This window comes from Micromonospora sp. NPDC049044, assembly GCF_040649215.1.
In the GTDB taxonomy this organism is placed as follows: Bacteria; Actinomycetota; Actinomycetes; order Mycobacteriales; family Micromonosporaceae; genus Micromonospora.
The window spans coordinates 66,662-78,859 of the sequence record NZ_JBEZFA010000020.1 but is presented as its reverse complement, the minus strand read 5'-3'; the positions used below and the strand labels follow the sequence as shown (position 1 = coordinate 78,859).

At 71.4% G+C, this 12,198-nt stretch carries 12 protein-coding genes; 5 read left to right on the top strand and 7 right to left on the bottom strand.

The features are described from left to right. Positions 1-54 precede the first annotated feature (54 nt). The 4 genes from AB0B85_RS18425 to AB0B85_RS18410 form a co-directional block, all read right to left on the bottom strand. Positions 55-483 (bottom strand): DUF3263 domain-containing protein, encoded by a 429-nt coding sequence (locus tag AB0B85_RS18425; protein WP_357408718.1) that lies wholly within the window; start codon positions 481-483, stop codon positions 55-57. 138 nt (positions 484-621) lie between these two features. After that, positions 622-1,638 (bottom strand): ABC transporter permease subunit, encoded by a 1,017-nt coding sequence (locus AB0B85_RS18420; RefSeq protein WP_357408716.1) that lies wholly within the window; start codon positions 1,636-1,638, stop codon positions 622-624. Next, a complete protein-coding gene (locus tag AB0B85_RS18415) occupies positions 1,635-2,645 on the bottom strand; it encodes an ATP-binding cassette domain-containing protein (RefSeq protein WP_357408715.1) in 1,011 nt (336 codons plus the stop codon). The genes AB0B85_RS18420 and AB0B85_RS18415 overlap by 4 nt, the downstream gene beginning before the upstream one ends. Positions 2,646-2,766: 121 nt before the next feature. Continuing rightward, positions 2,767-3,552, bottom strand: coding sequence for a DeoR/GlpR family DNA-binding transcription regulator (locus AB0B85_RS18410; RefSeq protein ID WP_357408713.1), 786 nt, complete (start codon positions 3,550-3,552; stop codon positions 2,767-2,769). A gap of 200 nt (positions 3,553-3,752) precedes the next feature. Here AB0B85_RS18410 and AB0B85_RS18405 point away from each other — a divergent pair, with 200 nt between their 5' ends. The 3 genes from AB0B85_RS18405 to nagA are packed head-to-tail and all read left to right on the top strand — an operon-like array spanning position 3,753 to position 6,768. Further along, a complete protein-coding gene (locus AB0B85_RS18405; RefSeq protein WP_357408711.1) occupies positions 3,753-4,682 on the top strand; it encodes a sugar isomerase in 930 nt (309 codons plus the stop codon). Continuing rightward, positions 4,679-5,662, top strand: coding sequence for an ROK family protein (locus AB0B85_RS18400; protein WP_357408710.1), 984 nt, complete (start codon positions 4,679-4,681; stop codon positions 5,660-5,662). The genes AB0B85_RS18405 and AB0B85_RS18400 overlap by 4 nt, the downstream gene beginning before the upstream one ends. After that, positions 5,659-6,768 carry an N-acetylglucosamine-6-phosphate deacetylase gene (nagA, locus tag AB0B85_RS18395; RefSeq protein WP_357408708.1) on the top strand — a complete coding sequence of 370 codons (1,110 nt, stop codon included), beginning with the start codon at positions 5,659-5,661 and terminating at the stop codon, positions 6,766-6,768. Before AB0B85_RS18400 ends, nagA begins: the two co-directional genes overlap by 4 nt. A gap of 311 nt (positions 6,769-7,079) precedes the next feature. Here nagA and AB0B85_RS18390 read toward each other — a convergent pair whose 3' ends face one another. Further along, on the bottom strand, positions 7,080-8,303 hold the full coding sequence (locus AB0B85_RS18390; RefSeq protein WP_357408706.1) for a DUF4032 domain-containing protein: 1,224 nt from the start codon (positions 8,301-8,303) through the stop codon (positions 7,080-7,082). Positions 8,304-8,393: 90 nt separating this feature from the next. Between AB0B85_RS18390 and AB0B85_RS18385 the strand changes: the two genes are divergently transcribed. After that, positions 8,394-9,140: a phosphatase PAP2 family protein gene (locus tag AB0B85_RS18385; RefSeq protein ID WP_357408704.1), complete on the top strand. Its 747-nt coding sequence runs from the start codon at positions 8,394-8,396 to the stop codon at positions 9,138-9,140. Positions 9,141-9,151: 11 nt separating this feature from the next. Beyond that, the gene (locus tag AB0B85_RS18380) at positions 9,152-10,390 is read left to right on the top strand and encodes an APC family permease (protein ID WP_357408702.1); all 1,239 of its coding nucleotides are present in this window, start codon (positions 9,152-9,154) and stop codon (positions 10,388-10,390) included. Positions 10,391-10,417: 27 nt separating this feature from the next. On the opposite strand, the gene AB0B85_RS18375 is transcribed toward AB0B85_RS18380, so the two are convergent. Both AB0B85_RS18375 and AB0B85_RS18370 read right to left on the bottom strand, forming a co-directional pair. After that, entirely contained in the window at positions 10,418-11,173 is a 756-nt protein-coding gene (locus tag AB0B85_RS18375) for an ABC transporter permease (RefSeq protein ID WP_357408700.1), read from the bottom strand. A gap of 26 nt (positions 11,174-11,199) precedes the next feature. After that, the gene (locus tag AB0B85_RS18370) at positions 11,200-12,189 is read right to left on the bottom strand and encodes an ATP-binding cassette domain-containing protein (RefSeq protein ID WP_357408698.1); all 990 of its coding nucleotides are present in this window, start codon (positions 12,187-12,189) and stop codon (positions 11,200-11,202) included. Positions 12,190-12,198: the final 9 nt, after the last annotated feature.

Below are 12,198 nucleotides of genomic sequence, written 5' to 3'. Positions count from 1 at the left end.
ACCGGGACGAACCGGCGAGGTCGGTCGCGAAGGGCACGACCGGCGCGAGCGCGTTCAGCGGCGACGGTTGCGGGCCCGCGACGAACGCAGCCGCCGAAGCCGACCGATCAGCACGGGATCGGCGGCGAGTGCGGCCGGATTGTCAAGCAGCCCGTTGAGCAGTTGGTAGTAGCGGGTCGAGGAGACCCCGAAGGTGTCCCGGACGGCCTGCTCCTTCGCGCCGGCGTGTCGCCACCACTGCTGCTCGAAGGCGAGGATGGCGCGCTCCCGCTCGGTCAACGCCGCCGCCGGGTCGACCGGCTGGACATCCACCGGTTCGACCGGCAGCGCCGAATCGTCGGCGGTTCCGATCGGCTCGACCGGCAGCGCCGGCTCGTCGGCGGTCTCGATCGACGGAGCGGGCCGGGGAGCCGGCACGGACTGGCCGACGCCGCCCGGACGAGCGTCGGTGGACGGCTCCGGGGTGGTGGCGTCGGCGGACATCTGCTCAGCCTAGCCAGCGAGGACCCCTGTCGCAGCAGCCGGCGCGGCGGTGCCCGGACACCCGAAGGCCCCCGACTCGCGCCGGGGGCCTTCGCAGCCGAACGTCAGAAGCAGCCGAACGTCGGAAGCAGCCGAACGTCAGGAGATGTCGCGGCGACGCATCGCCCAGAGCGCCGCCCCGAGGATCACCACCAACCCGACCGAGAACAGCGCCGACGACTGCTGCCAGGTGATGTCCAGCGTGGCTGGTTCACACTCCCCGTAGTAGGTCGCGTTACAGGAGTTCCAGTCCTTCAACGTCACCGTCTTCGTCATCCAGGCCAGCGCATACGTGGGCAGCAACCACGCCTCGGCGAACTTGACGTTCGCCATCGACAGCAGGATGCCGAGGCCGAACTGGCCGACCACCATGAGCGCCACGACACCGCCGAGGGCCATCGCGGTGTGCCGGCCCAGCGAGGCCAGCGCGAAGCCGATGGTGGTGATCACCAGCACCAGCGCCACGCCGCGCAAGCCGGTGAGGACGAACGACTGCCAGGCCCCTGAGGTCATCTTCTCGGTGCTACCCCGGAAGCTGGCGACCGCCCAGAAGCCGGCGAACCACAGCACCGCGGCGGGCAGCGTCACCGCCAGGATGCCGGTGAGCAGCGCGGCCAGCTTGGTGAGCAGTACGGTGAGCCGCTTCGGCCGCCAGAGCAGCAGGTTCATCATGCCGCCGGTGCTCCACTCGGCCCCGACGAAGGACGCGCCGATCACGAACCCGACAAGCGCGAGAATCGCCGCGAACGGCACCAGCGTCTCGTCGAACGTCTTCCGGAAGTCGAACGTCGACGGCAGGAACCACTCCGCCTCGATCTGGTCCCGCGGCGGTGGAGTGATCACCGAGCAGTCGTCGGGGTAGCGGCCGTCGTTCGGCGCGCCGGAAGCCTTGGCCTGCGTACAGGCGGCCCGCTCCTGCTCGCTCCAGCGCACCTGCTCCTGGTACTGCTGTTCGGCCTGGCGCTCGGCCTTGGCGAGCTGACCGGCGTCGATCTTCTGGTTGGTGAAGAACACGCCGACCACCACCGCGGCCAGCACCAGCAGGCCGAGCAGCGTCATGTAGCGGGTGAAGCGCCGCTTGGCGAGTCGGCGCAGCTCGGTACGAAAGAGGCTCACGCGCCCCACCCTCCCGCGGCGGCACCGGGCTGACCCGCCCCGCCGACCTTCATGGACTCGTCGACCTGCCGGTTCTGACCGGGGACCGGTGCGGTGGCGGTCAATTCGAGGAAGACGCTCTCCAGATCGACGGCGATCGGTGCCAACTCGCTGACGTAGAGGTTCTGCTCGGCGAGCAGCCGCGTCACCGACGCCGGCTTGTCGATGCCGGCCAGCATCAGGTGGTCGGGGTGACCGGTCACCCGGATCCCCGCCCGGGTGAGCGTCTCGGTGGCCGCCGGCAGGTCGCTGACCGCCTCCAACCGGATCCGGACCGCACCCGACGAGTGCTGCGCGAGCACCTCGTCGACCGGGCCGAACGCGACCCGTCGACCGAGCGAGATGATGGTGACCGAGTCACAGATCAGCTGGATCTCGCCGAGGATGTGGCTGGACAGCACCACTGTCATCCCCGATTCGGCGAGGTTGCGCATCAGCGTGCGCATCTCCCGGATGCCGCCCGGGTCGAGGCCGTTTGCCGGCTCGTCGAGGATGAGCAGCTTCGGTTCCTTCAGCAGGGCCGAGGCCACCGCGAGGCGTTGCTTCATGCCCAGCGAGTACGTCTTGACCCGCTCACCGGCCCGATCGCGCAAACCGACGAGTTCCAATACCTCGTCGACCCGGGTGGCCGGCACCTCGCCCGCCCCGGCCAGCAGGGACAGCGTGTCCCGTGCGGTGAAGTGCGGGAAGAACTGCGGGCTCTCCACGATCGCGCCGACCTGGCCGGCGACCGCGGGCAGCGCGTCGGGCACCTCGTGCCCGAGCAGCGCCATCCGGCCGCCGTCGGGTCGGATCAGGCCGAGCAGGGTACGCAGCGTGGTGGTCTTGCCGGACCCGTTGGGACCCAGGAAGCCGTGCACCTGCCCCGCGTCGACCCGCATGTCGAAGCCGTCGAGCGCGTTGCGGGTGCCGCGTCGACGACTCTTGTACGTCTTACGTAGACCTTCGATCTCCAGGACAGCTGGCAAGCTGCACCTCCCCCGATGGGTGGGCGTGACAGCCGACACCATACGCGGTATGCAGGCGCACACAATGCCCGGCATGCATCGACGCGCCGCAGGGGTTAATTCATTGACGTAGCGTGACCACTCAGGCGCAAATGACCTGTACGCCGGCGGCGCGGAACGACTCCACCACCTCCGGCGCGGCACCGGAATCGGTCACCAGCGTCTCGACCCGCTCGACCGGACAGATCCGCGCGAAGGCGTGAGCCCCCAGCTTGGACGAGTCCGCGATGATCACCACGCGTTTGGCGCGGGCCACCATCAGGTTGTTCATCGCGGCCTCCCCCTCGTGGTGGGCGGCGGCACCGAGCTGCGGATCGATGGCGTCCACGCCGAGCAGCGCGACGTCCAGAGTGACCTCGCGCAGCAGCGCCCCACCCAGCGGGCCGACGAGTTCGAACGACTTCGGGCGCACCACCCCGCCGGCCACCACCACCTTCATCCGCGACCGGACCAGCAGCTCGTTGGCGATGTTGAGCGCGTTTGTCACCACGGTGAGCTGGGCGCCCTCGGCGTTGGTGTTCAGGTCCGGCCGGACGGCGAGCGCCCTGGCCACCTCGGTGCTCGTGGTGCCGCCGTTGAGACCGACCACGGTGCCCGGCGCGACGAGCGCGGCGGCCGCCGCGCCGATCCGCTGCTTCTCCGCCGAGTGCTTGGCTGTCTTGTAGCGCAGCGGCAGGTCGTACGACACGCCGTTCGCAACCGCACCGCCCCGGGTCCTGGTGATCATCTGCTGCTGGGCGAGCTGGTCGAAGTCACGCCGGATGGTGGCCTGGGAGACGTCCAGCCGCTCGGCTGCCGCCTCGACGCTTACCCGGCCGTTGTCGGTGAGCATCTCGAGCAGGGCGTTCCATCTGGCGTACCGGTCCACCGCGGGGGCCCTTCCAGTGACTGCACGGACGGTGATTGATTGCGTGCACACTAGTGCGCGAAACTAGGCTGGCGCAAAAGGCTGGCCTGCGCGATCGGTAGGCCAGTTGCCACGGCCACCGGCGTTCGCGCAGAATAACGCGCGAAATGCGTGCCTAACGAGCCGTATTGCGCACCGGTCGCCCCTGCGAGGAGTTTCCCATGGCGTACGTGGACGCGGAGATAGCGAGCCAGCCCGACTGCTGGCGGGAGGCAGCCGCACTGGCCGGAGTCGTCCACGGTGACCTGCCCCGCCCCGGCGAGCGGGTGGCAGTCGTCGGTTGCGGCACGTCGTGGTTCATGGCGATGGCGTACGCGGGCCGCCGCGAGCAGGCCGGCCAGGGCGAGACCGACGCGTTCCAGGCGTCCGAGTTTCCCGCCGGCCGCCGCTACGACCGGTTGATCGCGATCACCCGCTCCGGCACCACGACTGAGGTGCTGGACCTGCTCGCCGCGCTGCGCGGGCGGACCCCCACCACAGTCATCGTCGGCGACCCGGCGGCACCGGCGGCCGAGCTGGCCACCGCCGCGGTGACCATGCCCTTCGCCGACGAGCGGTCGGTGGTGCAGACCCGCTTCGCGACCACCGCCCTGGCCCTGCTCCGGGCCCACCTCGGCGACCCGGTGACCGCGCTCGCCGCCGACGCCGAGGTCGCGGTGCGATCCCCGCTGCCGATCGACCCGGCCACCATCGGGCAGGCCACCTTCCTCGGTCGAGGGTGGACGATCGGGCTGGCCCAGGAGGCAGCGCTCAAGTGCCGCGAGGCGGCCACCTTCTGGGCCGAGGCGTACCCGGCGATGGACTACCGGCACGGCCCCATCTCGGTCTCCGCGCCCGGCAGACTGGTCTGGGCGTTCGGCGAGCTACCCGACGGGCTACCCGAGGATGTGGCCGCCACCGGGGCTGCGTTCGTGCACAGCCGCACGCACGGTTGGCGCACGGTGCTTGGCAGTTGGTCGGCCGGTCGTACCCCTGTCGACCCGATGGCCGACCTGATCCTGGCGCAACGCTTCGCGGTCGCGCTGGCGACCAGCCGTGGCCTCGACCCGGACGCACCCCGACACCTGTCACGGTCGGTGGTGTTGACGTGACAAGCGGCGACGCCGGGGCCACCGGCCAGGTCGTCGTCGCGCTGGATGTGGGCGGCACCGGCATGAAGTGCGCCCTGGTCCGACCCGACGGCGTCGCGGTGACAACCGAGCGGCACCCCACGAACGCCGCACGCGGCCCGGCGGCCGTGATCGGCACGATCCTGGACGTGGCCGCCGGGCTGGCCGACAAGGCCCGCGCCGACGGGCTCAACCCGATCGCGGTCGGCCTCGCCGTGCCCGGCGTGGTGGACGAGGCGCGTGGCGTGGCGGTCTGGTCGGCGAACGTGGGCTTCCGGGACGTACCCCTGCGGGACCTGGCGGTGACGCGGCTCGGCCTGCCCACGGCGCTCGGCCACGACGTGCGTGCCGGTGGCCTCGCGGAGGCGCGGCTCGGTGCCGGGCGCGGTGCGGGGCACGTGCTGTTCGTGGCGATCGGCACCGGCATCGCCGCCGCGCACGTGGTGGACGGCTCGGCCTCGGTGGGCGCGCACGGCGCCGCCGGGGAGATCGGCCACATCCTGGTCCGGCCCGACGGGCCGCGCTGCGGCTGCGGTCGACCTGGCTGCCTGGAGACGATCGCCTCGGCCGCCGCCATCGGCCGCCGCTACGCCGAGCTGGCTGGCACTCCGGGCACGGCGGCCGATGTCGCCGAACGGGCCGCGGCCGGGGAACCCCTCGCCGGCCAGGTCTGGCAGGAGGCGATCGAGGCGCTCGCGGATGGCCTCGCCTCCGGGCAGGCCCTGTTCGACGTGGCGACGATCGTGCTCGGCGGCGGCCTGGCCCAGGCCGGGGATCAACTGCTGACCCCGCTGCGGGCGGCGTTGCACGAACGGATGACCTTCCACCGGGAGCCGCGGCTGGTCGCGGCGGCCCTCGGCGACGAGGCCGGCTGCCTCGGCGCCGCCCTGCTCGCCCTGGACGCGGTACGCGTCCGTGACCATGACGCCATGCGCGTCAGTGACCATCAGGAGAAGCGATGACCGTGCGGGTGGACGGCCGAGTGGTGACCCCGACCGGTGTCATCCGACAGGGCTGCGTCGAGTGGGACGGCGATCGGATCACCGCGGTCGCCGAATATCCGTCGGTCCGCGACGGCAACTGGATCCTGCCCGGCTTCGTCGACATGCACACCCACGGCGGTGGTGGGCACACCTTCACCACCGGGGACGCCGACGAGGCCCGGGCGGCGGCCGACTTCCACCTCGCACACGGCACGACCACCCTGCTGGCCAGTCTGGTAAGTGCGCCCTTCCCGCTGATGCGCGCGGCCACCGAGGCGTTCGCTCCGCTCGTCGACGAGGGCGTGCTGGCGGGAGTCCACTTCGAAGGTCCCTACCTCTCCGCGGCCCGTTGCGGGGCGCAGAACCCGGAGTACCTGCGCGACCCGTCGACCGACGAGTTGACCGAGCTGATCGAGCTGGGCCGGGGCGCGATCCGGATGGTCACCCTCGCTCCGGAACGCGACGGCGCGTTGGAGGCGATCAAGCTGCTCACCGCACACCGGGTGGTGGCTGCGGTGGGCCACACCGACGCGACCTACGAGCAGACCCGTGCCGCTGTCGCCGCCGGCGCGAGTGTCGGCACCCATCTGTTCAACGGCATGCGCCCGGTGCACCACCGCGAGCCCGGGCCGGTGGTGGCTCTGCTCGACGCGCCCACAGTCATCTGCGAGCTGGTCGCCGACGGGGTGCACCTGCACGACGGCATGCTGACCTTCGCCACCGCGACCGCCGGCCCGGACCGGGCGGCGCTGATCACCGACGCGATGGCCGCCGCCGGAATGCCCGACGGCGAGTACGAGCTGGGTGGCCAGGCCGTCGCCGTGACCGACGGGGTGGCCCGACTCGCCCGCGACGGCTCCATCGCCGGCAGCACCCTGACCATGGACGCCGCGCTGCGGCACGCGGTGAATGCCGGAATCCCGATCGCCGACGCGGCGCGGATGGTGGCCACCACCCCGGCGCGCGCCATCGGCCTGGGCAACCGGGTGGGCTCCGTCCAGGTTGGCCTGCGCGCCGACCTGGTCGTGCTCGACGACGACCTCAATGTGGTACGGGTGCTGCGCGGCGGTTCCTGGCTGGAGTGACGCACCCCGCTGCGCGATCGGTCGTGGCGCAATGCCACCCCGCGCCACTCCGACCCGCCTACTGCCATCCGGACGCTTTGGAGCTGAACCGTTTACGACATCGGCCGCCCAGCCAACGACTGGACGCGGCACAGTCGGCAGCATTGGCCACGACGAGCCGATTCGTTTACGACATCAGCTCCAAAGGATGCGGCCACCAATACCGCAGTCGGGCGACTACGCGGTGGCGCGACAACCCCACCAGTACCGCAGTGGGGCGACGGGGGCACGGACCAGCCAGGTCCGGGCATCCCGTGGGATCAGCCGGTCCGTCAGCCGAGTGCGGGGACGTCGACGCCGAGGACCGCCTGCTCGTCGGGGCGGTGCACGAGCACGTCGGCCAGGTAGGACTGCACCGCGTGGCGCATCCCGACGTCCCGGCCGGCCTGCTCGGAGAGCAGCCACTTGTGCTCGATGATCTGCGCGAACAGCTCCTGCGGCTCCAGCTTGCGGCGCAGGTGCGCGGGAACGGCCCGGACCACCGGCTCGAAGACCTCGGTGAGCCAGCGGTGCGCGGCCTGCTGCTCGTCGATCAGGTCGCTCTCGGCCCGGTAGGCGTCCAGGTCGTTGAGCAGCTTGCGCGCCTGGTTCTCCTCGGCGTCCAGGCCGGTGAGCCGCAGCAGCCGCCGGGTGTGGTAGCCGGCGTCGACGACCTTCGGCCGGACCAGATAACGCCCGTCGTCGATGGAGGACATCGCCACCTCGGCCACGTCGAAGCCCAGCTCGTTGAGGCGGCGAATCCGGCCCTCGATGTCGTGCCGGGCCTCCCGCTCGACCGCCTGCTCGTAGGTGATCTCGTACCAGAGCCGCTCGTAGCGCTGCACGACCTCCTCGCAGACCACCTCCGGATCGATGGACTCGTGCAGCAGACCGGCAGCCTGCAGGTCCAGCGCCTCGCCGAAGATGTTCACCCGGGCGATCTCCAGGTCCTCGCCGCGCTGACCGTTGGAGAGCGAGTTGTGCAACGCGCCCGTCTCCGCGTCCACCAGATAGGCGGCGAACGCGCCCGCGTCCCGCCGGAACAGCGTGTTCGACAGCGAGCAGTCACCCCAGAAGAAGCCGGTGAGGTGCATCCGCACGATCAGGGCGGCGAGCGCGTCGAGCAGCCGGCTCATCGTCTCCGGCCGCAGGGTGTGCGAGAAGAGCGCCCGGTACGGCAGGGAGAACTGCAGGTGCCGGGTGATCAGCACCGATTCGAGGGGTTCCCCGTCCTCGGTCTGCCGGTCGGCGACGACGGCCACCGCCTCGACCGACGGGAAGTCGATCCGCTCCAGGGCCCGGAGCAGGTCGTACTCCCGCTCGGCGATCCGCTCGCGGGTCTCCTTGAACGCGTAAACGTAGTCACCAAGCCGGACGAACCGGACGATGTGTCGGGAGATGCCCTGCGGCAACGCCACCAGGTGTTGGGCAGGCCACTCCTCCAGCGGTGTCGACCAGGGCAGGTCGAGCAGCGCCGGGTCCACGAGGGCAGACGTGATCCGCACGGGCACAAGCATGACGCCTCGCCCCCCGCATCCGCCTCTGATCGTGGTTGGGCCCACAGCGCCGCACACCCCGGGCTCGCGCCGGGCCGGTAGCGTGGTCGCGTGCTCAAACCCTCGGCGGTACGACGTGACCTGCGGCTACGGCCTGTCCGCCCGGCCGGCTGGTGGTTCGACGCGCTCCTGCTTGTCGGATTCGGTGCGGTGACCCTGGCCCTCGCCACAGGTGCGTTGCTCGGGCTGGATCTGGCGGTCCGGGAATGGGCGTACGCCCACCACCCGGCACCGATCTACTGGACGGCACGGGTGTTCAACCTGATCGGCCAGGGCGGCTGGCTGTTGACGCCCCTCGCCGGGGCGCTCGCCGTGCTGATCGCCTGGCGGGGCCGCACCGTCCGGCCGCTGCTGTTGGTGGCGGGGGCGTTCGTGCTGCTCTACCTGACGGTCGGGCCGCTCAAGGTGCTCACCGACCGGGCCGCGCCCAGCTCCGACCTGCCGCCGAGCCAGTCGGTCCGGATCTTCAACGACCTGCCACCCACGGAGTACGACCTGTCCTACCCGTCCGGGCACGTCGTCAATGCGATCCTCTGGTACGGGGTGATAGCCGTCCTGCTGACCGCGCTGACGGCTGGGCGACTGCACCCGAGCGTGCACCGACTGATCCGGTTCGCCCCGCCGGCCATCCTGCTTGTCACCACTACCTACCTGAACTTCCACTGGCTCACCGACGGCCTGGCGGCCCTGCTGATCGGGCTGTTCCTGGACCGGTTGCTGCACCGGGTGCCGTGGGACGATGTGCCCCTCCCCGGCCGGCTACGCGAATGGGACCGGCCGTTCACCTCGTACCCCTAGGGTTTCTGATCGTGGATCAACTGGCGCGGCGGCTGGGCGTACCCGATGCGGTGGTCATCGGGTTGGGCTCGATGCTCGGCGCGGGCGTCTTCGTGGTCTTCGGTCCGGCCGCGGCGGCGGCCGGCGGTGCCGGTCTACTGCCCGCGCTGGTGCTGGCCGGCTTCATCGCCTTCTGCAACGCGACGAGTTCGGCGCGGCTGGCGGCCCGCTACCCGGAGTCCGGCGGCACCTACGTCTACGGCCGGGAGCGCCTCGGGCCGTTCGCCGGGTTCCTGGCTGGCTGGGGCTTCGTGGTCGGCAAGACGGCGAGCTGCGCGGCGATGGCGTTGACCATCGGGGCGTACCTGTGGCCAGGGCAGGCCCGGCTGGTCGCCGTCGGCGCGGTGCTCGCGGTGACCGCTGTGAACCTTCGCGGCATCGGCAAGACGGCCACCGTGACCAGAGCACTCGTCGCGCTGGTGCTCGCGGTGCTGGCCCTGGTCGCGGTCGTCGGTCTGCTGGGCGGGCCGGTGCACCTGGATCGGCTCGGCGAGCCCGGCGGCTCCGCCCGGGGCGTGCTCACCGCCGCCGGGCTGCTGTTCTTCGCGTTCGCCGGGTACGCCCGGATCGCCACGCTCGGCGAGGAGGTCCGCGACCCGCAGCGGACCATTCCCCGGGCGGTGCCGCTGGCACTCGGGCTGGTGCTCGCGATCTACCTGGTGCTGGCGGTGATCGCACTCGGCGTGCTCGGTGCCGACCGGCTGGCCGGATCCGCCGCGCCCCTTGTCGACGTGGTGACCGCCGCCGGGCTGCCCGGCCTGGCCTGGGTGGTCCGCGCCGGAGCCACCATCGCCGTCGTCGGGGTGCTGCTCTCCCTGGTCGCCGGGGTCGGTCGGACCACCCTGGCGATGGCTCGCCGCCGCGACCTGCCCGCCGCGCTGGCCGCCGTGCACCAGGTGCACCAGGTGCCGCACCGGGCCGAGCTGGCGGTGGCCGCCGTGGTCATCGTGGTGGTGCTGCTCGGCGACGTGCGCGGCGCCATCGGCTTCTCCAGCTGCACAGTGCTTGTCTACTACGCGATCACCAACGCGGCGGCGCTGACGCTGGGCCGGGAACCGGCGCGGAAGCTGCCGGTGCGGCTGCTCGCCGGTCTGGGGCTGGTCGGCTGTCTGCTGCTCGCGGTCAACCTGCCGACCGGCAGCGTGCTCGCTGGCTTCGGGGTGCTCGCCGTCGGCGCCGCCTGGTACGCGCTGCGCCCCGTCCGCCGGTGACCTGAGCAGGCCACCGGCGGTCGGGGGTCAGCGGCTCAGCCGCCGGTACCTGCGTACCGCCAGCGGCGCGAACGTCGCGATCAGCAGCACCGGCCACGCCACCGCCAACAGCATGGCGTGCTCCGCCGGCCAGGAGTCGCCCCCCAGACCGGGGTTGCCGAACAGTTGCCGGATCGCGGCGACGGTGGCCGAGAGCGGGTTCCACTCCGAGATCGCGCCAATGACCGACGGCATCAGCTCGGGCGACACGAAGACGTTCGAGATCGCGGTGAGCGGAAACGCGGCCGGAAAGACGATCACGCCGACCGTGTCCGGGTTGCGAACCAGCAGCGCCAGGTAGATCCCGATCCAGGTGATCGCGACCCGGAGCAGCAGGAGCAGCCCGACGGCGAGCAACGCCTTGCCCACCCCGAGTCGCCACTGCCAACCGACGAGCAGGCCGCAGATCAGCAGTGTGGACATCTCCAGCAGCGCCCGGAGCAGGTCGGCGGCACCACGGCCGGTCATCAGGGCGGACCGGGCCATCGGCATCGACCGGAACCTGTCGACGACACCCCGGCTGAGGTCCAGCGCCACGCCGCTCGCGGTGGCGCCGAGGCCGTACAGCATCGTCATCACGAAGACGCCGGGCAACAGGAACTCGCGGTAGTTGCCGCCGCCGGCCACCTGCATGCCGCTGCCGAACACGTACCCGAAGACGAGCACGAACATGATCGGCAGCGTGAAGTAGAGGATCAGCTCCTCCGGTGCGCGGATCACGTGGATCATGTTCCGACGGGTCATCGTCCAACTGTCAGCCAGTGCCGCTGTCATGCCGCGTCCGCCTTTCGTCCCACGCCGACGGGCTCGCGGGCCTCGTCCGGTCGGTGCCCGGTCAGCTCCAGGAACGCCTCGTCCAACGTCGCGCGCCGCAGGCCGATGTCCTCCACCGAGACTCCGGCGTCGTCCAACGCCCGCGCCACACCGACAAGTCCGGCGACCCGGTCCGTCACCGGCACGCTGAGCCGTCGCACCTCCGGATCCTGTTCCGGCTCGGCGGCGCAGATCGACGCGACGATGTGGGCGGCACGGCTCAGGTCTGCCGCATCGCGCACCACCACCTCGATCCGGTCGCCACCGGTCATCGACTTCAGCTCGTCCGGCGACCCCTCGGCCACCACCCGACCGGCGTCGATCACCGAGATCCGGTCGGCCAACTGGTCGGCCTCCTCCAGGTACTGCGTGGTGAGCAGGACTGTGGTCCCGTCCGCGACCAGGCCACGGACCAGGTCCCACACCTGGTTGCGGCTACGCGGGTCCAGGCCGGTGGTCGGCTCGTCGAGGAAGAGCACCCGGGGGGTACGGATCAGGCTGGCGGCGAGGTCCAGCCGTCGGCGCATCCCGCCCGAGTACTCACCGGCGGACCGATTCGCCGCCTCGGTCAGCCCGAACCGTTCCAGCAGCTCGTCGGCGCGTCGGCGGGCCTCCCGTCGGCCGAGCCGGAACAGCCGACCGAACAGTTCCAGGTTCTGCCGGCCACTGAGGGTCTCGTCGACCGCCGCGTACTGCCCGGTCAACGCGATCCGAGCCCGCACCTCGTCCGGCTGACGCCGCACGTCGAACCCGGCCACACTGGCCCGACCCGCGTCGAAGCGCAGCAGCGTGGTGAGGATCCGAACGGCAGTCGTCTTACCGGCGCCGTTCGGCCCCAGCAGTCCGTACACAGTGCCGGTGGGCACTGTCAGGTCGAAGGAGTCAAGTGCTCGGGTCGGGCCGTACCGCTTGCCCAGCCCTTCGGCTAGCACGTCGAATGTGGTCATGCCGCCAGG

Excerpts from the sequence above, each read along its gene's own strand:
- AB0B85_RS18425 (WP_357408718.1), bottom strand. The coding sequence starts at position 483 with ATGTCCGCCGACGCCACCACCCCGGAGCCGTCCACCGACGCTCGTCCG.
- AB0B85_RS18405 (WP_357408711.1), top strand. The coding sequence starts at position 3,753 with ATGGCGTACGTGGACGCGGAGATAGCGAGCCAGCCCGACTGCTGGCGG.
- nagA (WP_357408708.1), top strand. The coding sequence starts at position 5,659 with ATGACCGTGCGGGTGGACGGCCGAGTGGTGACCCCGACCGGTGTCATC.
- AB0B85_RS18390 (WP_357408706.1), bottom strand. The coding sequence starts at position 8,303 with ATGCTTGTGCCCGTGCGGATCACGTCTGCCCTCGTGGACCCGGCGCTG.
- AB0B85_RS18375 (WP_357408700.1), bottom strand. The coding sequence starts at position 11,173 with ATGACCCGTCGGAACATGATCCACGTGATCCGCGCACCGGAGGAGCTG.
- AB0B85_RS18370 (WP_357408698.1), bottom strand. The coding sequence starts at position 12,189 with ATGACCACATTCGACGTGCTAGCCGAAGGGCTGGGCAAGCGGTACGGC.